We start from the raw sequence: 24,406 nt of genomic DNA, 5'->3' as shown, positions 1-24,406 counted from the left end.
TTTGGCCGACGGGGCATTGCCAGCAAAGCCGGAGATTATAGCCTTTATGGCGACCCATAGCGCAAATGCCTGTCAATCGGCCCACCGCAGTGGCGTCGAAGAGGTGCCCGGGGCGCACAAGTGCTGGATGGCGTGGAAGTTGCTTCACGTTGTAACACTCACATTCACCGGTGGGCAGGCCCGGCCATTCGCCAGGGCCCGCCCTTGCCGCAAAACCATGGCATTCATGCAGCGCGTATCGGGTTGGTTGGGCCGCCTCAGTGTGGGCCGCAAGCTCATGCTCATCTATCTGCTGGACCTGACGGCGGTCATTTACGTCTCCAGCATCCTGATCCACGAGAAATACCAGGCCATCGATTTCACACGCAAGGAAATCGTGGGCACCACCTATGCGGCGGTCGTGCGCGACAGCCTCATGGAGCAGTTTCTGGAGCCTGCCCCCGATGCTGCGGCGGTGGCTCAAATGCGGGTGCGCCTGGCGGTGGTGCGGCAGATCCATGACGACGAGCTGCGCACGGAAGCGGTGGGCCAGCGTTTTGATGTCGCACTGGAGCAGCTGACCAGCGCCACGCGCGATGCAGCCGGCGGCGCGGCCGTGGCCGCGCCGTTCAGCGCGCCCTCGGTCACCAGCATGCGCAGCCAGTTGCTCAGCCAGGGCCGTGAGCTACTCACCACCGTGGGCAATCAGTCCAACCTCATCCTCGACCCTGACCTGGACAGCTACTACGCGATGTCGCTGGTGGTTTTGCGTTTTCCCGAACTTTTGCAGGCGGTGCACGACACGGTGGTATTTCTCGGCGCCGCATCGTCGGGCCATCATGGCCCGCAATGGTCGTCCGAATTGCTGACGCTGGTGGGCCGTCTGGATGCCGTGGCGCTCAGCATCGAATCGGACTACAACCAGGCATTCATCGCGGGCACGCCCGAAATGCGCGCCACGCTGACCCACCAGCGACAGGGGCTCAAGGCATCACTGGAGGGGTTTCAGGCCCTGCTGCAGGGCATTGCGGCCGGAGAGTCGCGCCTCACGCAGGCGCAATTGGCGGTGCAGCAAGCGCAGGTGCTGAGTGCGCTGCGCGACGCCTGGGGCGTGGGCTTGGTCGATCTTGAGCGCCTTTTGCAACAGCGCGTGGACAGCCTGTTTGCACGCATGTGGCTGCATCTTGGCACGGCGCTGGTATTGCTGGGCTGCATTCTGAGCCTGGTGACGTTGGTGGCCCGCCAGATCGCCAAGCCGCTGCAGCAACTGGCGCGCGTGGCCGATGAGGTACGCCGCAGTGGCGACCATAGCCTGCGCGCGCATTGGATCAGCGGTGACGAGATCGGCCGGCTGGTGAGCGCCTTCAATGAAATGCTGGCGCAGCTTGACCGCGAGCGATTGCTGCAACAGGAGATGGCCGCCAGTGCCCGTGCGGCCGAGGCGCAGCGCGAACTGGTGGAAGCCTTTCCCATTCCGATGGTGGTCACCTCCATCCCGGCGCACGACGTCTTGCATTCCAACGCGCCCGCAGCCCGGTGGCTGGGCGAGCGCAAGACCGACCCCTGGGCGCAGGGGTTGGAGCCCGGTGTGCGGGCCCGCTTTTTTCAGCGCCTGGCCGACCATGGCTCGGTGGATGAGTTCGAGGTGCGCTGGAAAGGTGGGCTGGAGCCTTCGTGGGCGGTGCTGTCGGCGCGGCGATTGCAGTTTCAGGGGCGCGACGCGGTGCTCACGGCGTTCACGCCGATCAACGTGCTCAAGGTGATGGAGCAGCGCCTGGAGCTGTGGGCGAAGGTGTTCGAGGCCTCGTCTGAGGGCATCATCATCATGAACGCCGAGCAGCAGATCATCAGCGTGAACCATGCGTTCTGCCGCAGCACGCATTACGACTTTTACGAGGTCATTGGTGAAAGCCTGGGTTTTTTGCTCGAAGACTCGGACAGCGAGGCGCTGTCGGCCCAGATCCGGCGCACCATGTTGGACAAGGAATCCTGGCAAGGCGAGGTGCGGTTTCGCAAACGGTCGGGCGAGACATACCCGGCCTGGCTCATGGTGTCGGCGGTGCGCGAGGGCAAAGGCGGCGAAGTGGCCAACCATATCGGCATCGCCATCGACATCACCGATCGCAAACGCAGCGAGGAACGCATCCAGTTTCTGGCCCACCATGATGTGCTCACCGAGCTGCCCAACCGCTCGCTGTGCGTGCAGCGCCTGCAGACGGCCCTGGCCCAGGCGCCCGTTACGGGCGAGAAGGTGGCCGTGCTGTTCATCGACCTGGACCGGTTCAAGTCCATCAACGACACCTTGGGCCACCATATTGGCGACGGCCTGCTGCGCTCGGTGGCCGGGCGCCTCACGCAGGCCGTGCGCAGCCGTGACACCGTGAGCCGCCTGGGCGGCGACGAGTTTGTGGTGGTGATGCGCGACGTGGCCGGGCGCGAGGACGTGCAGCAACTGGTGGAGCGGCGCCTGATCCCGCTCATCCGCCAAAGCCACCCGGTGGAAGGGCATGAGCTCAACGTGTCCTGCAGCGTGGGCATTGCCGTGTACCCCGAGGACGGCAACGACATCGACGAGCTCATGCGCCGCGCTGACGCCGCCATGTACGAGGCCAAGACCACGGGGCGCGACATGGCGCTGTTTTACTCGGTGGAAACCGACCAGCGTGCCGTGGCGCGCCAGACCATGGAGCAGCAGCTGCGCCGCGCCCTGGAGCGCCAGGAATTGAGCCTGCACTACCAGCCGCGTCTGAGCGCCCAGGGGGCGCTACTGCTCGGCGTGGAAGCGCTGCTGCGCTGGAACAGCCCGGCGCTGGGCGCCATCCCGCCCAGCGAGTTCATTCCCATTGCCGAAGAGACCGGCATGATCCGCGCCATCGGCAACTGGGTGCTGCAGCAGGCGTGTGAGCAGTGGGCGCGCTGGCAACCCACATCGGCAGGCGTTGCGGGCGCCACAGCGGCGCACCCGCTGGCCGACGTGTCCATCTCCGTCAACCTGTCGGCGGCCCAACTGTCCGACCCGGAGTTGATCGGCGACATCAAGGCGCTGCTGGGCCGCACGGGCATGCCTGCCGACCGGCTGGAGCTGGAGATCACCGAGTCGCAGCTCATGGACAACGCCCATGCCGCCGAACAGCAACTGGCGGCCCTCAAGGCGCTGGGCGTGCAGCTGTCCATCGACGATTTCGGCACCGGGTATTCGAGCCTGGCGTACCTCAAACGTTTTGACATTGACCGGCTCAAGGTGGACAAATCGTTTGTGCGCGACATGCTCCGCAACCCCGCCGACATGGCCATCACACGCGCCATCATTGCCTTGGGCCACACGCTGGGGCTCAAGATCGTGGCCGAAGGGGTGGAAGACCAGGCCACGGCCCAGGTGCTGGGCGCACTCGATTGCGAGGAGTTGCAGGGTTATCACTTCAGCCGGCCCCTGCCGGTGCCCGCGCTTGAAGAATGGGCACGAAGCCATGCTCAGCAGCGGTTGGGGCCCATGGTGATGGAGGAGGGCACGGTGTGCACGCCGTAAACGGTGTCCGTGCCCATGTCCGTGGCCATGTTCATATCCACGGCGGGTGAGCATGTTTCATGGGCCACCCGCGAGTCGGCGGGCGCCTGTGTGCGCTGGTGCAGGCCATAGTCGCGCAGCACCTGGGCCACACGCAGGCGGTAGTCGGCAAACACGCCCGCGCGCCCTGCGGCTTGGGCGTGGCGATGGCTGCCATGCTCGCGCCATTGCGTCACGGCCGCCTCGTCGCGCCAAAACGAAAGCGACAGCAGTTTGCCTGGCTGGGCCAGGCTCTCATAGCGCTCGATGCTGATGAACCCGTCCATCGCATCCAACTCGGCCCGCAGCGCGGCGGCGGTGTCCAGATAGGCCTGCCGGCCGTCGGCGCTGGGCAGCACCTCGAAGATCACGGCGATCATGGTTGGGGTTCCGATGCGCAGCGCTCTGGCGGCGGCAGTGCCGCACGTTCGAACGTGCCGGCCACCACCTCGGTAAATCTGCGCTCCTCGCGCAGGATGAAGCGCTGGCGCTGGGCGCTTTCAAAGTTGGCGCGGCCCTGGGCATCGGCGCGCAGGCGCTGCCTATAGGCCTCGTAGGCGGCCAGGCTGTCAAAGGCAATCAGGCCCCAGGCCTCGTAGTTGGAGCCCTCGGAGGGCAGAAAGTAGCCCACCAGATGCCCCCCGCAGCGCGGGATGATGCGCCCCCAATTTTCGGCATAGGTGCGAAATGCATCGAGCTGGAAGGGGTCGATTTCGTAACGGATGAAGCAGGTGATGGTCATGTGGAGAGCTCCCTGGGAGCGAGGGTGGAGGAAAACAAGCGCTCAGGCCAGCCTGTGCGCGAGACCACCGCCTGCAGAAAAAACAGGCGGGCCATAAACCCCCGTGCCCCAACCGAAGAGGGCGATCAGAAAGGCGGCACGGACCACGGCAGTGCCGTGGAAGGCGCGGGCTGGCATGGGAATCGATGGGGTGGACATGGCGGTGATCGTGCCCCGCCGCATGGCCGCAATGCTTCGCTGTGGAGCGAATCGTCGCCGCCCGCTTTTGCAGCACACTGCAAGCCATGAACACCAACCGCATCGCGCACGTGGCCGCCCTGGTGGGCGAGCCTGCCCGCACAGCCATGCTGATGGCGTTGATGGATGGCCGTGCCCTCACCGCACGCGAGCTGGCCGATGCGGCGCACATCACGCCGGCTACGGCCAGTCGCCATCTGGGGCTGCTGGTAGAGGCTTCGCTGCTGAAGGTGGAGCGGCAGGGGCGGCACCGCTATCACCGCTTGGCCTCGCCCGAAGTGGCGCGCGTGCTGGAAGGGTTGATGCAACTGGCTGTTTCGCCGGAGCCGTCGTCCGCGCTGCGCCGGGTGGTGGTGGGCCCGCGCAATGCGGCCCTGCGTGCCGCTCGCACGTGCTACGACCACCTGGCAGGGCGCATTGGCGTCGCCATCACGGGACACCTGCTGGATGAGGGCGCCGTGGTGTTCGAGGGCGAAGGCGACGCTGCGGCCGGTTATGTGACGGACTGCGCTGCGAGCGTGTTGCGGCACCTCGGCATCGAGCTAGACGCGATGCCTGCGGCTGGCGCAGGGCGGCGCCCGCATTGCCGCCCATGCCTGGACTGGAGCGAGCGGCGCATGCACCTGGCGGGACGCCTGGGCGCGCTGATTTGCAACCACTGTCTTGACAGCGGCTGGCTGTTGCGCGGCGAGGGCACGCGTGCGCTGGCGATCACACCGCGCGGCGCCGTGGCGCTGCGCGATGGGCTCGGCCACACGCGTTGGCGCGACGTGGTGGGCGACTGAGCGTCAGTGCGTGGGCAACGCCTGCGCGCAGGCAAACGCGCTGGCCCAGGCCCACTGGAAGTTGTAGCCGCCCAGCCAACCCGTCACATCCACCACCTCACCAATGAAGTACAGGCCGGGCTGCATCTTGCATTCCATGGTCTGCTGCGACAGGGCGCGTGTGTCCACACCGCCGAGCGTGACCTCGGCCTTTTTGTAGCCTTCGGTGCCGGTGGGTGTCAGCTCCCAGCGCGCCAGTTGCTCGGCCAGCCGCGCCAGCGCCTTGTCTGACGCTTCGGCGATGGGGCGCTGCCAGTCGGCGCTTTGCTGCGCCCAGGTGTCGGCCAGGCGGCTGGGCACCAGCGAGGCCAGTTCGTTGGCAATGAGCTTGCGTGAGCGCGCCTTGCCCTGCGCAAGTGCTGCGGGCAGGTCGACCGTGGGCGCGAGGTTGATGGCCAGGGGCGAGCCCTCTTTCCAGTAGCTGGAGATCTGCAACACCGCCGGGCCCGAAAGGCCCCGGTGGGTGAACAGCAGGTCCTCGTCAAAGGCCATGCGGTTTTTCTTTTTGCCGCCGGGCCGCCCCAAGGAAAAAGCGGCCCCCTCGGGGGGCAGCGACCCGCGCAGCGGTGGAGCGTGGGGGCCTTCATGGTCCCCCGTGCTGATCTGCACCGGCAAAGCCAGCCCGGCCAGCTGCGCATACGGTGCCCAGCCTGCACCGTCAAAAGTCAGCGGCACCAGACCCGGCTTGCGCTCGATGAGCGGGACGTTGAACTGCTGCGCCAACCGGTAGCCAAAGTCGGTGGCGCCGATCTTGGGAATGGACAGCCCGCCAGTGGCAATCACCAGCGAGTGCGCCTGCACCGGGCCCCGGTCAGTATCAATTTGATAGCTACCTGCGCTTGATGGATCTGCGCTAGAGGCCAAAAAGGCTACATTCTTGACGCTGCATGGCTGCCAGCGCGTCACTCCGCCCGCCTCGCATTCGGCCAGCAGCATGGCAATGATGTCCTCGGCCGAGCGGTCGGCAAACAGCTGGCCCTTGTGCTTTTCGTGAAACGGGATGCCGTGCTTTTGCACCAGTGCAATGAAGTCGGCAGGCGTGTAGCGCGACAGCGCCGACCGGCAAAACTGCGGGTTTTGCCCCACGAAGTGCTTGTGCGGCGCGGCTGGGTCGAGGTCGCGGTTGGTGAAGTTGCAGCGCCCCCCGCCCGAGATGCGGATCTTCTCCGCCACCTTGTCGGCATGGTCGATCAGCAAAACCTTCAGCCCCCGCTGGCCCGCCTGGCCCGCGCAGAACAGGCCAGCGGCGCCGGCGCCGATGATGATGGCGTCAAAGAAAGGGGTGGTCATGGGAGCGGCGGATTGTAGGGCGTTACATTGTGCGCAGCGCGATAGCATGTGCCATTCACCCGCCAAGGACGTTTCATGAATCCAATCCGCTACGCCGCCTGCGCGGTGGCACTGGGCTTTCTGGCCCCGGCCTGGGCCATCAACAAATGCACGGACGCCAATGGCAAGGTGTCGTTCCAGGACGCTCCCTGCGCGGGCGAGGGCGAGAAGATCGAGGTGCGGCCCGCCATCCAGGGCGCCACCCCCATTCAGCCCAGCGCTTCCCCCGTGAAGGAGGGGGTGTTCGGTGCATCCTGGCAGCGCAAGAATTACCTGCAGGCCCAGGGCATTCCCCAGGCGCGCGCGGCCATCGAGCGCAACCAGCGTGAATGCACGGCCCAGCCCCATGCCGTGGCCACGGCAGGCCCGCTGCGGCGCGGCAACCTGCCGTCGGGCAACCAGTTTGTGCAGGAGAGTGCGGCAAAGGCCGCCGATGACAAGGCCGCCTGCGAGGCACGGACCGAGGCGCTGCGCGAGCAACTGCGGGTGCTGGAGAGAGAGCTGGCCGCTATGCCCTGAACCTGCAGCCGCCCTGCACCTGAGGAGCCCTCACCCCTTCCAGGTGAACGGAAACTTGAACTGCTTCACGAACCCGTTGGGCACATAGTCGCCCAGCACACCGTAGTGCTCGGGCCAGAGCTTGGTGCTTTTGACGGCCGTGCCAAACAGATAGTCCAGAAACGCGAATTGCGCGGCGTAGTTCTTGTCGAGCGCCTCCTGGTCCTGGCTGTGGTGCCAGTGGTGAAAATTGGGCGTGACCAGCACATAGCGCAACGGGCCCAGCCGCACGCTCACATTGGCGTGGTTGAAAACGGCCTGGAAGCCCACGATGACGATGTAGGCGTCGATCACTTCCTTGGAAAATCCCAGCACGTAAATGGGCGCCAGCACCAGTGTGCGGGTGATGATCAGCTCCAGGATGTGCTGGCGTGAGCCGGCCATCCAGTCCATGCTTTTGACACTGTGGTGCACCGCGTGCAGGCGCCACAGCACAGGCACCTCGTGGTAGGCGCGGTGGGTCCAGTACTGCACGAGATCGGCCACCAGGATGATGCCAAACAGTGCCACCCAGAAGTTCAGGCCCTGCACCCAGCCGCGAATGCCGTCGCTGGCGGCCCAGCCAAAGAACTTGTGCACCACAAGGTTGGTGGCCAGCAGCACAAAGCCCACCACCATGTGGTTCACGATGAAATGGTGAAAGTCGGTCTGCCACTCGGCGCGAAACACGGGCTGGTCCTTGCGCAGCGCGAACAGCTTTTCGATGAAGATGAAGATCAGCGAGCTGCCCAGCAGGTCCAGGATGAACCAGTCCAGACCGATGTAGGGCGTGTTGTCGGGGAAGTTCGGGTTCACCTCCACCTTGTGGCCGCCCAGCAGCGCGGCGATGGCCACCATGGCAAACGCAAACGTGGCCAGCCAGCGCGAGCGGTTGAACAAAATATTGACCACTGAGATGCCGCCGGCGATCGCCATGGCGCCCAGCATGATCGTTCGGATCATCGTCACGTCGTAGCTCTTGCGCAGCTGTGGTGTGGTCAGGTACTCCGGAAAGTGAAAGGCCAGCACGCCCAGCAGGCACAGGGCCGCCAGGGTGAGCGCAATCACGCCCGACAGCAGTCCTTTGCCACGGCGCAGCGCACCATGGCTTTCGGTGAATTCGTTGAGTTTTTCTAGTTCGATCATTGGTTCCTCCTCGCACCCGGTCAGCAGGTGCTGCGCGAGTGTAGCGAAGCCGCCACGGCGGTTGCTGGTTGTGTGATGCAGCGCAAAGCAAGGCCCTCAGATGCCTGCGTGGTTTCTAAAATCGCTGCATGAACATCCCTTCACACCAACTGAGCATGACCGTGCTCATGTCGCCTGACATGGCCAACTTTTCGGGCAACGTGCACGGCGGCGCCATCCTCAAGCTGCTCGATCAGGTGGCGTATTCGTGCGCCAGCCGCTACTCGGGCTGCTACACCGTGACGCTGAGCGTGGACCAGGTGATGTTCCTGCAGCCCATCCATGTGGGCGAGCTGGTGACCTTTCTGGCCAGCGTGAACTACACGGGCAGCTCGTCGATGGAAGTGGGCATCAAGGTGGTGGCCGAAGAGATCCGCTCGCAGGTGGTGCGGCATGTCAACAGCTGCTTCTTCACCATGGTGGCGGTGGACGAGGCGCGCAAGCCCGTGCAGGTGCCGCCGCTGTCGCCCTCTACCCCCGACGAGCGCCGCCGCTGGGAGTCGGCACTGCTGCGCAAGTCGCTGCGCAAAGAGCTGGCGCAGCGGTTTCAGCAGGTGCGAGAAACCGCCGGGCAATAACGCCTTGAGTGGGTGCCTTGAATGGACGCCTTCGAAGGCCCTGGGCAGATCGCCCCGGGCCTTTTCTCTGTCTCTCACGCTGTGCTGCTCAGAACGTGTTTACGATCCCCTGCGAGATCGTAAACACGTTCTCAGGCAGCGCTTCGGCTGCGCCCGGCCAGGGACACCGCCTGCAGCGACAGGCCATCGATCTCGTTGGTGATGCCCGACAGCACATTGGCCACCACCGCAAATTCGCGCCCGTGTTGCCCCGCGCGTGCGGCCATCACCTGGGCGTTGAAGCTGACCACCTTGGCCTCGCGCGCCACGGTCTGGATCGAGGCCACGATGCCCGCCAGTTCCTTCATCAAGGTTTCGGACTGGGCCTTGTTCACCTGATCGAATGCGGTGGTGGCCGTGTTGAGCGCTTCGAGCACACCATCGGTGGACTCCACCAGCCGGGCCAGGGCCTCTTCCACACGCGGGCTCTGGCGTTCGGCCAGGTCCAGCGCGGCGTCTACCTGCTGCGCAAACAGGTCAATGGTGGCGCCCACCCCCGTGGGGCCTTGGTACACCTTGCGAATCGGCTCTGCACTCTTGGCATCGAGGTGGCGGGGTGTGTCGAACAGGCGGGCCTGGCTGTCGGCGAACAGCGCCAGGGTGCTGCGCGCCGCTTTCAGGTGCAGGTCGCTGCCGCGTGCGGCCAGCACGGTCTGCAGCACCATGCGCTGCGACAGCATGCGCTGGCGCGCAGCGAGGTTGACCAGCGACATGCCGTTGTCGCGGGCTGATGCGGGTGCTGCGGGGGCAGACGAAGGGGACAGCGTGGGCATGCTGGGGTTGCGTGCGGGGAGGGGCAAGGCTGCCATGGTGTTCCTTGTGCTGTTGCATTCAGATACCTGCCGTCAAGCAATACCCGGGCCAATGCGGGCGCCGTGAACGACGGGTGCGACGGGTGCGATGGGGTTGGAGGCAAGGCGCGGCCCCGCACCGCGCGCCATGCGGTGCGCCGGTGCGGCTTGCGGACGGCGGAAGGTTCAGCTGGCGCGGCGGGCCAACAAGGGCTGTGCTGCGGCGTCGTGTGATGCGAGCGCCACGCCCCGCACCACATCACCCACCACGATCACCGAGGGGCTGGTCAGCCCCTCGCGCGTGATGGTGGCGTGCAGTGCACCGAGTGTGGTGACGGCATGGCGCTGGTGGGGCAGGCTGGCGTGCTGGATGATGGCGACGGGTGTGCTGGCAGGCAGGCCGGTGAGCAGCTCCTGCTCGATGGTGGCTGCGCCGCTCACGCCCATGTAGATCACCAGCGTGAGCTTGGCATCGCGCGCCGTGGCGGCCAGTTGGCGCCAGTCGGTGCCAGCGTCGCCGGGCTTGGCGTGGCCGGTGACAAACACCACGCCGTGGGCATGCTCGCGGTGCGTGAGCGGCGCGCCCAGCGAGGTCAGGCCTGCCAGGCCCGCGGTGATGCCGTTGATGACGGTGACGGGCACGCCCGCCGCACGCAGGTGCTCCACTTCTTCGCCTCCTCGGCCAAAGATGAACGGGTCGCCGCCCTTGAGGCGCACCACGTTCTCGCCCTCGTTCACGGCCATCAGCATCAGCTTTTCGATAAAGGCCTGCGGCGTGCTCTTGCAGCCGCCGCGCTTGCCCACATAGACGATGCGCGCCGTGGGGGATGCGTGTGCCACGATGGCGTCGCTCACCAGGTCATCCACCAGCAGCACCGTGGCGGCCTGGATGGCCTTGAGCGCCTTGAGGGTGAGCAGCTCGGGGTCGCCGGGGCCCGCGCCCACCAGCGTGCAGGTGCCCCCGGTGCCAAGGTGGGGCGCATGGCGTGTGTGGGGCGTGTGGGGGGCGGTGTGCGTGGGGTGGCTCATGGTGTTGTCTCCGAAGCGGTTTGATCCGCGAGACGCAAGATGTGTTCCACCTGCCGTTCGATGGCGGGCGGCACGGGCAGCTCACCGGCCAGCACGCGCTGTGTGTAGGTGGCGGTGGTGGCCACGTCGATGTCGGTGGGCAGCCCGGTGACCTCGCTGGCCGTGCCCGGCTGCTGTTCCTCGAGCACGGTGTGCACGCCGCGCACAAAACCGTCATAGCGCGGTGTGCGGCGCGGGTCGGTGGCCACTTCGCCTTCGAGCCCGCGCGAGAGCAGCACGCTGGTGCCCAGGGTGCAAAAGGTGGTGCGCAGCATCTCGAAATATTCGGGGTGGGTGTAAGCCGTTACCACCACCGAAGGCCCCGCGCAGGGCGCCATCAGCTTGACGACGCTGTGCCCCGGGTTGCGCAGGCCCACCACTTCGCGCACCGACAGCAGCCGTGCCAGGCCCGCATGCAGGTGCTGCGTGTGGATATGGCGCACCGTTCCATTTGCTATCTTTTCAGGAGCTTTCAGCGCAGGTGCATCAAGCGCTGCAAGCACATCCGATGCCAAAATTCGGCGCGCCTCGGTGCGCATGCCATGCAGCAGCACCGGCAGGCCCTTGCGCGCCAGCAGCAGCGCCAGCAGCGGCGTCAACACGGGGAGCTTGCGTGCGCCGTTGTAGCTGGGCAGCACGATGAGTGGGCGGTCGGTGGCGGGCAGCAGGGCCAGGCGCTGGTGGGTGGCGTCCAGAAAGCCGCACATCTCCTCGGGTGTTTCGCCCTTGATACGCATGGCGATGCAGAACGCACCGATCTCCAGGTCGGTCACCGTGCCGTCCAGCACCTGGCCGAACAGGTCGGCTGCCTGCTCACGCGTGAGCGGCTTGGAGCCGCGGGGGCCGCGGCCGATTTCCTTGATGTACTGGCTGATACCCATGGTCTTTGTTGTGGTTGGGCTTGTGAAATACGGCTCCAGCGTCGTTATTTCGGCTTGCCGTACGCATGTACTGTCTGCGCCGAAATGCCTAGCTGGAGCCGTATTGCACAAGTCCTGATAAGGGTTGGAGTGGCTGTGCGCTATTTTCAAGCAATTCAGCCAACTTTTGGTTATATGGCAGCCCGCGCTACGGGCATGGACGCCAGCGGCCCGGTGCTGCGCACCATGCGCTTGAGCTCGGGCACGCACGAGCCGCAGTGGGTGCCGCAGCGTAGCTTGCCCTGCAGTTGCGCCAGGCGGTCGCCGTCGGTGCCGTGGCAGTGCGCCAGTTGAGCGGTGATGGCGGCGTCCGTTACGTTCAAGCAGGTGCACACCGGCTTGCCGCGCGACTGCACGGCCACGGGGGCCTTGGCGCCGGGCACCAGCAGCAGGCGGCCGTAGGTCTGTGCGGGCAGTTCTTCCTGCAGCAGGGTCTTGAGCCAGCCTTCGGCGCTGGTGTCGCCTGCGAGCACGATGCCTTCGAGCGTGGTGTTGTCGCCCTGGCGCGCCAGCCGTGCGGCCCGGCGCTGGCCGCGCTTTTTGTCGGCATAACGCAGCGTGTCGGCACCCGCCATGCCCAGCAGGGCTTCGATCTGGTCAATCAACGCATCGGGCGGTGCCTCGTGGGCGGCGGCGCGCAGCAGCACGCCAGTGCGCTCGCGGCCGGGCTCATCCAGCGGGGTGTTGTTGCTGAAGGGCACGCAACTGGTGAACTGGAAGGCGGGAAACTGTGCAATGAGTGCGGACAAGGCTTCGCGCGCAGCCAATGCCCTGTCAGCAGGCAACCAGGCCATGGCCAGCAGCGTCCACGGCAGTTCAGCCTTGAGCACCTTGACGGCCGCGTGTTTCAGCTCGGGTTGTTTGGAGGTGGGGCAGAACGCCGAGGTGGTGAGGGCGTTCACACCCGCCAGCCGCTCGCCGGTGGACGAGATGCCGCTCAAGAATTCGCTGCCCCAGTGCATCGCCATGAACACCTGCGACAGGCCCAGCGTGCTGTCGGCCTGCACGGGCACCACGATGGAGCCGCGCTTGCTGGTCACATGCACCAGGTCGCCGCTGGCCAGCTTGCGCCGCTCCATGTCCTGCGGGTGCATCTGCAGGCTGGGCTCGGCCACATGGCCAAACAGGCGGCCCAGCGTGCCGGTGCGCGTCATGCCGTGCCACTGGTCGCGCAGGCGGCCGGTGGTCAGGCTGAAGGGGTAGCGCGATTCGCGTTGTTCGGCCGTGGGTTGCCATGCATGCGGGGCAAAACGCGCGCGGCCATCGGTGGTGGGGAAGATGCCGTCTTCGTACAGGCGGGCCTTGCCGGTGGCGGCGCCCTCTGGAAGCGGCCATTGCTGGGGGCCTGCAGATTCGAGCATCTCCCACGACAGGCCCGTGATGTCCAGGTCGCGCCCGCGTGTGCTTTCGCGGTGCTCGTTCCACACGGTCTCCGCGCCTTGGTCTGCATGCTCGGTGGTGTAGGGGAACAGCGTCGGCATGCCAGGCCGCAGGCGTGCCTCCAACTGGTGCGCAAACTGCACCGCAATGGCCCAGTCGTGGCGCGCCAGGCCGGGTGCGGGCACGGCAGTGTGCACGCGCGAGATGCGGCGCTCGCTGTTGGTCACCGTGCCGGTCTTTTCGCCCCAGGTGGTGGCGGGCAGCAGCAGGTCGGCATAGGCGCAGGTGGCGGCGGTGGCAAAGGCCTCCTGCACCACCACAAACTCGGCGCGTTGCAGCGCGCGGCGCACGGTGGCCTGGTCGGGCATGCTTTGCGCGGGGTTGGTGCAGGCAATCCAAAGGGCCTTGATCTCGCCGTCGGCAGCGGCCTGGAACATCTCCACCGCCGTCTTGCCGGGTTTGGATGGCACATCGGCCACGCCCCAGAGCGCGGCCACTTCGGCGCGATGCTGGGGAAGGCCCAAGTCACGGTGGGCGCTGAGCAAGTTGGCCAGCCCGCCCACCTCGCGCCCGCCCATGGCGTTGGGCTGGCCGGTCAGGCTGAAGGGGCCCGCGCCGGGTTTGCCGATCTGGCCCGTTGCCAGGTGCAGGTTGATGAGCGCGGCGTTTTTGGCGGTGCCGCTGCTGCTCTGGTTCAGGCCCTGGCAATAGAGGCTGAGCGTGGCTTTCGATGTGGCAAACCACTTGGCGGCGGTGGTCAGGTCGGCCACGGTGATGCCGCATACCTGGGCCACGCGCTCTGGAGTGCAGTCGCGCACCAACGCCTTGAGTTCGTCAAAGCCCATGGTGTGCGCGGCGATGTAGGCGGTGTCGACCCAGCCCTCCCACAGCATGATGTGCATCATGCCGTTGAACAGCATCACGTCGCTGCCCGGCTGGATGGGCAAGAACAGGTCGGCCATGCCAGCCGTGTCTGTGCGGCGCGGGTCGGCCACGATGACCTTCATGCCCGGGTTGGCGGCGCGCGCGTCTTCGATACGGCGAAACAGGATGGGGTGCGCCCAGGCCACATTGCTGCCCACGATGAACAGGCACTGCGCGTGGTTCACATCGTCATAGCAGGCGGGTGGGGCGTCGGCGCCCAGCGTCTGCTTGTAGCCCGCCACGGCGCTGCTCATGCACAGGCGCGAATTGGTGTCGATGTTGTTGGTGCCGATCAGGCCCTTGGCGAGCTTGTTGAAGACGTAGTAGTCCTCGGTGAGCAACTGGCCGCTGACGTAGAAGCCCACGGCGTCGGGGCCGTGTTGGGCGATGGTTGCTGCGAATTTTTCGGCGGCCAGGGTGAGGGCGGCGTCCCAGCTGACGGGCAGGGCGGCCTCGTTGCGCTGTGCGCGGTGCAGGGGGTGCAGCAGGCGGGTTTGCAGGGTGACGGGGCTGGTAGCGGTGAGGTGCAGGGTTGAGCCCTTGGTGCACAGGCGGCCAAAGTTGGCGGGGTGCGTGGGGTCGCCGCGCACGCCGGTGATTTGCGCGCCTTCGGATTCGATGATCACGCCGCAGCCTACGCCGCAGTAGGGGCAGGTGGATTGGGTTTCTTGCATGGCGTGGTTTTTTTGGTGTTTTTGGCTTCTAGCGCTTATCTTTCAAGCGCTAGAAGCTATTGTTTTGATAGTGTTTGGTTTTCCTGCTACCCGTTCGGGTTGAGCTTGTCGAAGCTGGGGCGTGCTGGTTGTGAAAGCATGCTGGGTTTGAGGGCGGGAGCCGGGTTGTCGCCCCGGCGGGCGAGGTACTTTTCTTTGCTTCGCCAAAGAAAAGTACCCAAAAGAAAGGCGACCCCCAGTCTGCGACCCCTTCGCTGTGCGAAGGGGCAAACCTGCGTCGGGGCGGTTGCGGGGTGCGCCGTGGAACTCGCTTTGCTGCTGCGCAGCGCCGCTCAGACAACCACGGCGAGTCAGAGCACGAAGCACGCGCGCTCCGACGCGCGTGCCACCCCACAACCGCCCCGCCGCAGGCTCAGCCAGCAGGGGTGGGACAGCCGAACATCCATTCGGGCCATTGCTTCGCTCGGCCCAGGCTGCGCAGCGCGTGGCGCTTGCGCCCGCGAGGTGGGGCCGAGCAACGCGATGGCCCGTGTGGATGTCCGCTCCCCCGGGTTCCCTTCTGTGTGTGCCGAGAAGCGCAGGGCAGGGGGGGCGTGCGTGTGCCGCAGGACACACGCACTTCGTGCACTGGCTTGCCGCAGTTGTTTGAGCGGAGCGCGCAGCGCGCAGTGAGTTCTGCGGCGCACCGCCTGACCGAGCATCGCAGGTTGCCCGCAGCGCAGCGAAGGGACGCGCACAGTAGGGTCGCCCTTTCTTTGGTTCCTTTCTTTCGGCGACGCGAAAGAAAGGGGCTCGCCCGCCGGGGCGACATCCCGGCCTCCGCCCTAAGCGACGGCACGCGATCAAAAAAGGCAACCCCGGAAACATCTCAAGCCCCCACAGCCCTGCGCGCAGGCCCCGCGATGGGCCGCGTCAAATCCGTAGCCACAGAAACCAGCTCCAGCGCATCCAGATACACCGCTCCCTCCTCCACCTTCACCGCAAACTTCGGCGTGCACCCCTCATCCGGCGCAGCCGCCTGCCCGTCGCACAAGCCAATCGTCCAGTTGTGCATGGGGCAGGCCACCTGCGTGCCAAACACAATGCCCTGGCTCAGCGGGCCACCCTTGTGCGGGCAGCGGTCCAGCAGCGCAAACACGCCGCCCGCATCGTTGCGGAACACCGCCACATCCAGGCCTTTGTCGCGGGCCACGCGGCGCGAGCCCAGCACGGGGATGTCGTCCACGCGGCAGATGAGCTTCCATTCAGGGGTCGGGTTGTTGGTGGTCATGGAAATGGTCCTTGGTGTTGTTCGGTGGGGTGTCGGTGGGCGGATGGGGGGCCGTCGCAAGGCTGGCTTCAGCTGTTGCCCAGCGCTGCATACAGGCCTGTCACGCGGTCCATGCTGGCCAGCAGGTTCTCGCTGCTTACAAACACTTCAGACACCTGGCGGAAGGTGTTGCTGCCGTTGCCCAGGCGCTGCAATGCGGCGTCAAAAAAGACCCACTGGCCGTCGGCCAGCAACAGCTCTTGCCGGATGCGGGCGGTGGCCTGCGGCGCGTTGCGCAGCAGCTCGGTGGCGCTGATGAATTCATCGCGCGCCTTGGCGATTTCGGTGGTGGCGGTGGCGGTGTCCACCCCCAGCATGGCCGACAGGCAGAACTTGGCCATGCGCTGGCTCAGCATGCGCTGGCGGCCTGCCACGTTGACCAGCTTGCCCACGGGCTTGCCCGAGGCCGCCTCGTACTGCACCGTGCCCTGGTGGGCCAGGGCCAGCACCTTGGCGTCGGTCTGCAGCAGGGCGGCAGTGCCGTCGCGCGATGGGGTGGAGCCCAGCAGGGCGGCCTTGTGGTCGGCCCAGGCGCCTTCGAGCTTCACATAGGTGTCGCGGATGGGGGCCGACGGTGCATAGGCCTTGAGCTCACCCAACTGGCGTTCGAAAAGGGCCATGGATTGGTCCAGCACGGTGCGGGCTGCCGGGGTGTCGGCTTTGTGGGCCAGTGCCAGCCAGGCCTTGCTCATGCGCTGGCTCAGCATGCGCTGGCGGCCTGCCTTGTTGATGGCGTCGTTCAGATCGGCGACCTGGGCGTGGGCTGCGCCCGCAGGCATCAGCAAGCCCATGGCACCCCACGCGGTGGTGCAGCTTGCAGCGGTCAAAAGAGTGCGGCGATGCATGTGGTGGCTCCCGTGGTGGTCAGGCGCCCAGGGGCACAAACTGGCGCGTGTCCACCGCTGCCTTGTCAAACTCGAACCAGGGGTCGGGCTCGCCGTCCAGCGCAAACTGCAGCTGCTCCCACAGCGCCTTGCGGCCTTCGTGGTCTTCGAGAATGCGCTTTTTCACATAGTCCAGGCCCACGCGGCTCACGTAGTGCACGGTGCGCTCCAGGTACCAGCCTTCCTGGCGGTACAGCTCGCAGAACGCGCCGGTGTACTCCAGCACTTCCTCGGCGGTTTTGAGCTTGGTGAAGAAGTGCGCCACCTCGGTCTTGATACCGCCGTTGCCGGCCACATACATCTCCCAGCCGCTGTCCACGCCGATGATGCCCACGTCCTTGATGCCGGCCTCAGCGCAGTTGCGCGGGCAGCCCGACACTGCGAACTTCACCTTGTGCGGTGCATACATGCGCCACATGGCGCGCTCCAGATCTTTGCCCATCTGGGTGCTGTCCTGGGTGCCCATGCGGCACCATTCGCTGCCGACGCAGGTCTTGACCGTGCGCAGCGCCTTGGCATAGGCATGGCCGCTGGGCATGCCGATGTCCTTCCACACATTGACCAGGTCCTCCTTCTTCACGCCCAGCAAATCGATGCGCTGGCCGCCCGTGACCTTGATGGTGGGGATGTTGTATTTGTCGGCCGCATCGGCAATGCGGCGCAGCTCGTCGGCCGTGGTCTCTCCCCCCCACATGCGGGGGATGACGCTGTAGGTGCCGTCTTTCTGGATGTTGGCGTGGCTGCGCTCGTTGATGGCGCGGCTTTGCGGGTCGTCCTTGGCGTCCTTGGGCCAGGTGCTGATCAGGTAGTAGTTGACGGCGGGGCGGCAGGTGGCGCAGCCGTTGGGCGTCTTCCACTCCATAAACTTGAACACGTCGCCAATGCTGAGCAGCTTGTTGGCGCGGATCGCGTCGCGCACCGCCTGGTGGCCGTGGTCGGTGCAGCCGCACAGGGCCTTGGTCTTGGGGGTGGCGCTGTAGTCGCCACCGGCGGTGAACATGATGATCTGCTCGACCAGCCCGGTGCACGAGCCGCACGATGCGCTGGCCTTGGTGTGCTTGCGCACTTCATCGAGCGTGAACAGGCCTTTGTCCTTGATGGCCTTGCAGATGGCGCCCTTGGTCACGCCGTTGCAGCCGCAGACCTCGTCGCTGTCGGCCATGGCGGCGGCCTTGCTCTGGCCCTGGTGGCCGGTGTCGCCCAGGTGCGATTCGCCAAACATCAGCTTGTCGCGGATGTCGCTCACGCTGCGGCCGTCGCGCAGCAGCTTGAAGTACCAGCTGCCGTCCACCGTGTCGCCATACAGGCAGGCGCCCACCAGCTTGTCGTCCTTGATGACGAGCTTTTTGTACACGCCGCCAAAGGGGTCGCTCATCACGATCTCTTCGGTGTGGTCGCCGCCCTGGAAGTCGCCTGCGCTGAACAGATCGATGCCCGTCACCTTGAGCTTGGTGGACGTGAGCGAGCCCTGGTAGCGGCCGATGCCGAACTCGGCCAGGTGGTTGGCCAGCACCTTGCCTTGCTCAAACAGCGGGGCCACCAGGCCGTAGGCAATGCCTCGGTGCGCGGCGCATTCGCCCACGGCGTAGATGCGGGCGTCGGTGGTGGTCTGCAGGGTGTCGCTCACGACAATGCCGCGGTTGACGTGCAGGCGCATCTTTTCGGCGAGCTGAGTGTTGGGGCGGATGCCCACGGCCATCACCACCAGGTCGGCGGGCACCTCGGTGCCGTCCTTGAACTTGACGCTGGCCACGCGGCCTTCGGCGTTGCCCACCAGCTCTTGGGTCTGCGCTTTCATCAAGAACTGCATGCCGCGCTCTTGCAGCGACTTTTGCAGCATCTTGCCGGCCACGTCGTCCAGCTGGCGCTCCATCAGCCAGTCGCCCACATGCACCACGTTCACTTGCATGCCGCGCTTCATCAGGCCGTTGGCGGCCTCCAGGCCCAGCAGACCGCCGCCGATGACCACGGCGTGTTTGTAGGTGGCTGCCGCGTCGATCATGGCCTGTGTGTCGGCAATGTCGCGGTAGGCCAGCACGCCCTTGAGGTCCTTGCCGGGGATGGGCAGGATGAACGGGTTGGAGCCCGTGGCCATGATGAGGCGGTCGTACTCGGCGGTGATCACGTCACCGTCCTTGCTGGTGGCGCTCACCACCCGGCGCACGCGGTCCACATCGGTCACGGTGAAGCCGGTGTGCAGCGTGATGTGGTGGTCGGCGTACCACGACCAGTCGTTGAGGATGATCTCGTCGATCGTCTGCTCGCCCGCCAGCACGGGCGAGAGCAGGATGCGGTTGTAGTTGGGGTGGGGTTCGGCCCCAAACACCGTGATGTCGTACAGATCCGGGGCCATCTTGAGCAGCTCTTCCAGCGTGCGCACACCGGCCATGCCGTTACCTACCATCACCAGCTTGGGTTTTTTCATCGTGAGCCACTCCGTCGGTTCTATCGCCTGGGCGATTCGAAAAACAAAAAAGGCGTCCGCACGATGCGCCGCCGAAGTCTCGGAACCGCATGTGGGGACGCCTTCGTCCTGGCAATCCGTCTGCGCGCCGTTGCACAGGCGGGTTGCGTGACCCTTTCGGGTCGTTGCCTGCGGATAAGCAATGGCCATGCCAGTGTTTTGCACCGTGTTGGGTGCCGGGGCCAGGACGATGGGTGAAAGCGCCGCCGCAAGAGGGGGCCGCCGTTGGACGCCGGGCCGGCTGGCCGCCCTCCATCAGTGCGGTGCCCGCTCGGTGGCTTTGTGTGTAGGCGTTTGCACCACGACGGTGACACTTTGCGTGGATTGGCGACTTCTCTATTTGTAATCGAATGTTTTCAGCATTACGATGAATTGGGCGTTTCAATTGGGCGCTTCAATCGCGCGGCTTACCGCATCCATCATCCGGATGGCGCGCATCTTTCAGATGGAGGGGGTTTCATGCGCGTCAATCTGCCGGTCAGCACCCACGAATATGCGTTTCCCAAAGGCCAGACCCTGGTGTCCACCACCGATCTCAAGGGCCGCATCCTGTACTGCAACCCGATGTTCATCGAGGTCAGCGGGTACGACAGGGATGAGCTTCTGGGCCAGCCCCACAACATCGTTCGCCACCCCGATATGCCCGAAGAGGCCTACCGGGACATGTGGCAGACCATTGCCAGCGGCCTGCCCTGGTCGGCCGCCGTCAAAAACCGGCGCAAGGACGGCAGCTTCTATTGGGTGATGGCCAATGTCACACCGCTCATGCAGGGCGACCAACCCACGGGCTACATGTCGGTGCGCACCGAGGCCCGGCGTGAGCAGATCCAGGCAGGGGTGTTGGGCTGGGCTTGATTGATTTAGGTGTTTTATGGCTCTAGGGAAGCTCTTCACGAATCGGTTCTGGCTATGTCACAGCGATGCCTGAACTAAAACAGCACTCGCTTTGAGTAATGAGGCGTGCGCAGCGCACCCAGCAGGCGTTTGGCGAGGGCCATTGCCCCTATATCGGAGGCTTTACGCCCCCTGCACGCGCACCTGCCCCATGCAGGCCAGCAACTTGTGCCTTGCCATCCACAGATTGCCCAGCGCAAACAGCGTGACGATCTGCGCCGTGTTCTTCATGAGCCCCCGGTAGCGCACCTTCACGTAATGGACTGCGCAAGGGGTGGTTCAGCGACACGCGGGCGGGACCGCCGCCTCGGTCTGGTGGGGTCGATTTCCTGCGCGGGCAGGCGTGCTTGGAAGCCGGGCCCATACAGCGCAAAAAGCGCAATGACTCTCAAAAAGATAGCTGCTAGCGCTTATTTCATAAGCGCTAGAGGCCAGAAACACTCAAACAATTCAAAACAAACCTCGACCCACGTTGTCACGCATCGGTCACCCCCTGGTCACGCGTCCGGCCTGTCACGTGCTCGCTCGCACCGTCAGCTCAAACCCCAGGTCGACCGAGTTGCACTCAGGCACTTCGCCGCGCATCAGCGTGAGCAGCATGCGGGCGCTGGCTTCGCCCATCGCTGCGCGGGGGGTGCGCACGGTGGTCAGCGGCGGGGGCATCTGGTCGCTGCCCGCCAAATCGTTGAAGCCTGCAATCGCCACCTGGCCAGGCACGGCGATGCCCATGCGCTGCGCGGCCAGCAGGCCGCCCTGGGCCAGGTCGTCGTTGCAGAAAAAAACGGCATCCACGCCCGGCCGGGTGCGCAGCAATTCCTCCAGCAACTCACCGCCCAGCCGCATGGACGAGGGCTGCGCGCTCAGCAGCTCCAGCTTGGGGTCATACAGGCCCGCGTCTCTGAGGCAACGGCGGTAGCCCTCGGCGCGTTGCATGGTGCGCGGGTCGAGCTGCGCGGCCACAAAAGCGACCTTGCGGTAGCCCCGCGCCAGCAGGTGGTCGGTCATGTCGTGGCCTGCGTCGTGCTGCGAAAACCCCACGCAGTACACGCCGGGCGCCGACGTCATCTCCATCAGGTGCACGCAGGGCACGCCACTGGCGGCGATGAGGTGGCGCGCGGTTTCGGTGCGGTCAAAACCGGTCACCAGCAGGCCGGCGGGGCGGTGCGCCAGATAGGTGCGCAAAAGCTGCTCTTCTTCTTGCGGGTCGTAGTGGGTGACGCCGATCAGCGCCTGGTAGCCCAGGGGCACCAACGTGCGGTGCACCGATTCGAGAACGTCCACAAACAGCGCGTTGGACAGCAGCGGCACCAGCACGGGCACCTGCACGCTGCGCTGCGATGCGAGCGCGCGCGCGGCCGGGTCGGGCACGTAGCCCAGTTGCTCTGCCGCTTCCTTGACCCGCAACACCAACCCATGGGCCACGCCCCGCTCTCCGCGCAGCGCGCGGGACGCCGTGATCGGACTCACTTCTGCGGCCTTGGCCACGTCAGTCAGCGTGATGCGCCCGCTGGAGCGGCGTTTTGTCTCGGGTTTTTTCAAGGGATTACCCTTATTGGGATGGGTGTTGATTTGGGTAGGATAGCGCTGTCCAAAACCTTGGGCAAGGCTGCAGACCGCTTTATCGCATGTTTGGCGCATTTGCACTGGCTTTTGCAGGCACCCTGTACGGGTGCTTTTTTTGTGGATCAATGGGATAGCGCTACCAATATGAGTTTTTTGCCATCATCGGTTTTTCTGGTGGTCATGGGTGTGGCCGGCTGCGGCAAGTCCAGCGTGGGTGCCGCGTTGGCTCAGGCCGAAGGCCTGCCCCTGATCGAGGGGGATGACCACCACAGCCCCGCCAGCCGCGAAAAGATGCGGCGCGGCATCGCCTTGACCGACGCAGACCGCGAGGGCTGGCTGGCCACGCTGGGGCAGTTGCTGCAGGCGCAACCGCACGGGGTGGTGCTGACGTGTTCGGCCCTCAAGAAGGTGTACCGCGACCGTTTGCGCAGTGCCTGCCCCGGGCTGCGTTTCGTCTTTCTGGAGATTGACCGTGCGAGTGCCGGGCAGCGGGTGGCGGCCCGTGCGGGCACCCATTTCTTTTCGACCGCACTCGTAGACAGCCAGTTCGCCACGCTCGAATCGCCCGTGGGCGAGGCGGGCGTGCTGCGGCTGGATGCGTTGCTGGATCTGTCCACATTGCAGCAGCAGGCTTCGGCCTGGATTGCCACGAAGGAGGTTGCATGAGCACCCCATTGAATCCCGAGGCGGCGGCCGCTGAGCCCTTGAGCCGATTCGCCAGAACCTCCCAGGTGTTGATAGCGGGTTGCCTGGGCGTGATGGCCGTGGCCGTGTTCGTCAACGTGGTGCTGCGCTACGGCTTTGGCAGTGGCATCGCGGCGAGCGAAGAGCTCTCGCGCCTGCTGTTTGTCTGGATGGTCTTCATCGGTGCTGCGGCGGCCTACCCGGCGGGTGAGCACATGGCCTTTACCAGCCTGGCGGGGCTGCTGGCCAAACGCCCGGTGGCCTTTGGCGTGTTGACGGCGGTGATCCGGCTGCTGGTGATTGCCGCAAGCGCCATGCTGGCCTGGGGAGCCTGGCAGCAGGTGGTGGTGGGCATGGAGAGCCGGTCGGTGGTGATGGCTTACCCGGCGGCCCTGCTGCCGCTGCCCGCCTTGTTGTGTGCGTTGGCCATCGGCGTGATGGCGACCATCGAATTGATTCAACGCAAGCCGCTGGACCTTGGTCACGGCGCCGAGGTGGAGTGACCATGGGACCCGAAGCACAGGCTTTTATTGTTTTTTCGCTGGGCATGCTGGTGCTCATGGGCACGGGCATGAACATGGGCCTGGCGCTGGTGCTCACCGGCGCCGCCATGGCCTGGGTGCTCGATTTTTTTGACACGCAGCTCCTGGCCCAGAACCTGGTGGCGGGGGTGGACAGCTTTCCGCTGCTGGCGGTGCCGTTTTTCATCCTGGCGGGCGAGCTCATGAACTCGGGCGGCATCAGCCGCCGCATCATCGACATGGCGCAGGCCTGGGTGGGCCATATCCGTGGCGGGCTGGGCTACGTGGCCATTGGCGCGGCGGTGCTCATGGCGAGCATGAGCGGCTCTGCCCTGGCCGACACGGCCGCACTGGCCACCATCTTGCTGCCCATGATGCGCCAGCAGGGCTACCCCATGAACACGTCGGCCGGGCTGATCGCGTCGGGCGGCATCATTGCGCCCATCATTCCGCCGTCCATGCCGTTCGTGATCTATGGGGTGACCACCAACACCTCGATCTCGGCCTTGTTTGTGTCGGGCATCGTGCCGGGGCTGATGATGGGTGGGGGCCTCATCTTTGCGTGGCGCTGGGTGCTGCGCGGCCTGGACCTGCCGCAGGGCGAGCCCTTGCCCGTCAAGGACCGGCTGAGCGCCACGGTGCGTGCCTTCTGGGCCATGCTGATGCCGCTCATCATCATTGGTGGCATGAAGTCTGGCGTTTTCACCCCCACCGAAGCCGCCGTGGTGGCTGCGTTCTATGCACTGGTGGTGGCGTTGTTCGTCCACCGCGAAATGAAGGTGGCCGACATTTACGGCGTGCTGGTGCGCGCGGCCAAGACGACGTCCATCGTGATGTTCCTGTGCGCTGGTGCCCAGGTGGCCAGCTACATGATCACGCTGGCCGACCTGCCCACGGTGCTGACCGGCTGGCTGGGCCCGCTGGTGGAGAACCCGCGCCTGTTGATGGCCGTGATGATGATCGTGCTGGTGCTCATCGGCACCGCGCTCGACCTCACGCCCACCATCCTGATCTTTGCGCCCGTGATGCTGCCCATCGCCGTCAAGGCGGGGATCGACCCGGTGTACTTCGGCCTGATGTTCGTGCTCAACGGCGCCATCGGCCTCATCACGCCCCCCGTGGGCACCGTGCTCAACGTGGTGGCCGGGGTGGGGCGTATCTCGATGCACAGCGTGATCAAGGGCGTGAACCCGTTTTTGCTCACCTATGTGCTGATTCTTGCGCTGCTGGTCGTGTTCCCGCAGCTCGTGACCGCACCCGTGCTGTGGATGCGGTGATGGCGTTTGCCCCCTCTTTTCCCCCTCTTTTCCCGTGCCTTTCTTTCCCTTGCCAATGG

Annotated in this window: 20 protein-coding genes and 2 pseudogenes; 8 read left to right on the top strand and 14 right to left on the bottom strand. The window is 65.5% G+C overall.

Going from position 1 to position 24,406, the window contains the following annotated elements; genetic code table 11:
- Positions 1-217: 217 nt before the first annotated feature.
- Positions 218-3,505, top strand: coding sequence for an EAL domain-containing protein (locus tag KI609_RS16440; RefSeq protein ID WP_226444646.1), 3,288 nt, complete (start codon positions 218-220; stop codon positions 3,503-3,505).
- Here KI609_RS16440 and KI609_RS16435 read toward each other — a convergent pair.
- The 3 genes from KI609_RS16435 to KI609_RS16425 are packed head-to-tail and all read right to left on the bottom strand — an operon-like array spanning position 3,451 to position 4,463.
- Positions 3,451-3,903 (bottom strand): antibiotic biosynthesis monooxygenase family protein, encoded by a 453-nt coding sequence (locus KI609_RS16435; RefSeq protein ID WP_226444645.1) that lies wholly within the window; start codon positions 3,901-3,903, stop codon positions 3,451-3,453. The two genes, KI609_RS16440 and KI609_RS16435, sit on opposite strands and share 55 nt — an antisense overlap.
- Complete coding sequence (locus KI609_RS16430; RefSeq protein ID WP_226444644.1) at positions 3,900-4,265, bottom strand: NIPSNAP family protein; 366 nt, start codon at positions 4,263-4,265, stop codon at positions 3,900-3,902. The genes KI609_RS16435 and KI609_RS16430 overlap by 4 nt, the downstream gene beginning before the upstream one ends.
- Positions 4,266-4,307: 42 nt before the next feature.
- A complete protein-coding gene (locus KI609_RS16425; RefSeq protein ID WP_413463331.1) occupies positions 4,308-4,463 on the bottom strand; it encodes a hypothetical protein in 156 nt (51 codons plus the stop codon).
- Positions 4,464-4,549: 86 nt separating this feature from the next.
- Between KI609_RS16425 and KI609_RS16420 the strand changes: the two genes are divergently transcribed.
- Entirely contained in the window at positions 4,550-5,287 is a 738-nt protein-coding gene (locus tag KI609_RS16420) for an ArsR/SmtB family transcription factor (RefSeq protein WP_226444643.1), read from the top strand.
- Positions 5,288-5,290: 3 nt separating this feature from the next.
- Here KI609_RS16420 and KI609_RS16415 read toward each other — a convergent pair whose 3' ends face one another.
- Complete coding sequence (locus KI609_RS16415; RefSeq protein WP_226444642.1) at positions 5,291-6,616, bottom strand: NAD(P)/FAD-dependent oxidoreductase; 1,326 nt, start codon at positions 6,614-6,616, stop codon at positions 5,291-5,293.
- 75 nt (positions 6,617-6,691) lie between these two features.
- On the opposite strand from KI609_RS16415, the gene KI609_RS16410 reads away from it, so the two are divergent.
- A complete protein-coding gene (locus KI609_RS16410) occupies positions 6,692-7,174 on the top strand; it encodes a DUF4124 domain-containing protein (RefSeq protein ID WP_226444641.1) in 483 nt (160 codons plus the stop codon).
- A 30-nt stretch (positions 7,175-7,204) separates the two neighbouring features.
- On the opposite strand, the gene KI609_RS16405 is transcribed toward KI609_RS16410, so the two are convergent.
- Positions 7,205-8,338 (bottom strand): sterol desaturase family protein, encoded by a 1,134-nt coding sequence (locus KI609_RS16405; protein WP_226444640.1) that lies wholly within the window; start codon positions 8,336-8,338, stop codon positions 7,205-7,207.
- Between the two features lie 128 nt (positions 8,339-8,466).
- On the opposite strand from KI609_RS16405, the gene KI609_RS16400 reads away from it, so the two are divergent.
- The gene (locus KI609_RS16400) at positions 8,467-8,955 is read left to right on the top strand and encodes an acyl-CoA thioesterase (protein ID WP_226444639.1); all 489 of its coding nucleotides are present in this window, start codon (positions 8,467-8,469) and stop codon (positions 8,953-8,955) included.
- A 131-nt stretch (positions 8,956-9,086) separates the two neighbouring features.
- Here KI609_RS16400 and KI609_RS16395 read toward each other — a convergent pair whose 3' ends face one another.
- The 7 genes from KI609_RS16395 to nirB form a co-directional block, all read right to left on the bottom strand.
- Positions 9,087-9,803, bottom strand: a complete 717-nt coding sequence (locus tag KI609_RS16395) for a type IV pili methyl-accepting chemotaxis transducer N-terminal domain-containing protein (protein ID WP_226444638.1) — start codon at positions 9,801-9,803, stop codon at positions 9,087-9,089.
- A gap of 168 nt (positions 9,804-9,971) precedes the next feature.
- The gene (cobA, locus tag KI609_RS16390; RefSeq protein ID WP_226444637.1) at positions 9,972-10,814 is read right to left on the bottom strand and encodes a uroporphyrinogen-III C-methyltransferase; all 843 of its coding nucleotides are present in this window, start codon (positions 10,812-10,814) and stop codon (positions 9,972-9,974) included.
- Positions 10,811-11,734 carry a DNA-binding protein YbiB gene (gene ybiB / locus KI609_RS16385; protein WP_226444636.1) on the bottom strand — a complete coding sequence of 308 codons (924 nt, stop codon included), beginning with the start codon at positions 11,732-11,734 and terminating at the stop codon, positions 10,811-10,813. Before ybiB ends, cobA begins: the two co-directional genes overlap by 4 nt.
- Positions 11,735-11,904: 170 nt before the next feature.
- Entirely contained in the window at positions 11,905-14,751 is a 2,847-nt protein-coding gene (locus tag KI609_RS16380) for a nitrate reductase (protein ID WP_226444635.1), read from the bottom strand.
- A gap of 868 nt (positions 14,752-15,619) precedes the next feature.
- Entirely contained in the window at positions 15,620-16,021 is a 402-nt protein-coding gene (gene nirD, locus KI609_RS16375) for a nitrite reductase small subunit NirD (RefSeq protein WP_226444634.1), read from the bottom strand.
- A 68-nt stretch (positions 16,022-16,089) separates the two neighbouring features.
- Entirely contained in the window at positions 16,090-16,905 is an 816-nt protein-coding gene (locus KI609_RS16370) for a type IV pili methyl-accepting chemotaxis transducer N-terminal domain-containing protein (protein ID WP_226444633.1), read from the bottom strand.
- Between the two features lie 19 nt (positions 16,906-16,924).
- Positions 16,925-19,369: a nitrite reductase large subunit NirB gene (gene nirB / locus KI609_RS16365; protein ID WP_226444632.1), complete on the bottom strand. Its 2,445-nt coding sequence runs from the start codon at positions 19,367-19,369 to the stop codon at positions 16,925-16,927.
- A gap of 498 nt (positions 19,370-19,867) precedes the next feature.
- On the opposite strand from nirB, the pseudogene KI609_RS16360 reads away from it, so the two are divergent.
- Positions 19,868-20,242 (top strand): annotated as a pseudogene (locus KI609_RS16360) (PAS domain-containing protein); the annotation flags it as partial.
- 183 nt (positions 20,243-20,425) lie between these two features.
- On the opposite strand, the pseudogene KI609_RS16355 reads toward KI609_RS16360, so the two are convergent.
- Together KI609_RS16355 and KI609_RS16350 are read right to left on the bottom strand one after the other, a co-directional pair.
- Positions 20,426-20,560 (bottom strand): annotated as a pseudogene (locus KI609_RS16355) (IS5/IS1182 family transposase); the annotation flags it as partial.
- A 255-nt stretch (positions 20,561-20,815) separates the two neighbouring features.
- A complete protein-coding gene (locus tag KI609_RS16350; protein WP_226444631.1) occupies positions 20,816-21,841 on the bottom strand; it encodes a LacI family DNA-binding transcriptional regulator in 1,026 nt (341 codons plus the stop codon).
- 204 nt (positions 21,842-22,045) lie between these two features.
- On the opposite strand from KI609_RS16350, the gene KI609_RS16345 reads away from it, so the two are divergent.
- Genes KI609_RS16345 through KI609_RS16335 form a run of 3 tightly spaced genes read left to right on the top strand, consistent with a single transcriptional unit; the run spans position 22,046 to position 24,347 of the window.
- The gene (locus KI609_RS16345) at positions 22,046-22,531 is read left to right on the top strand and encodes a gluconokinase (RefSeq protein WP_413463435.1); all 486 of its coding nucleotides are present in this window, start codon (positions 22,046-22,048) and stop codon (positions 22,529-22,531) included.
- Positions 22,528-23,052 (top strand): TRAP transporter small permease, encoded by a 525-nt coding sequence (locus tag KI609_RS16340; protein ID WP_226444629.1) that lies wholly within the window; start codon positions 22,528-22,530, stop codon positions 23,050-23,052. Before KI609_RS16345 ends, KI609_RS16340 begins: the two co-directional genes overlap by 4 nt.
- Before the next feature lie 2 nt (positions 23,053-23,054).
- Positions 23,055-24,347: a TRAP transporter large permease gene (locus KI609_RS16335; RefSeq protein WP_226444628.1), complete on the top strand. Its 1,293-nt coding sequence runs from the start codon at positions 23,055-23,057 to the stop codon at positions 24,345-24,347.
- The last annotated feature ends 59 nt before the right edge of the window (positions 24,348-24,406 follow it).

The sequence above is a fragment of the Acidovorax radicis genome, assembly GCF_020510705.1.
Taxonomy (GTDB): Bacteria; Pseudomonadota; Gammaproteobacteria; order Burkholderiales; family Burkholderiaceae_C; genus Acidovorax; species Acidovorax radicis_A.
This window is presented reverse-complemented; position numbering and strand designations above follow the sequence as displayed.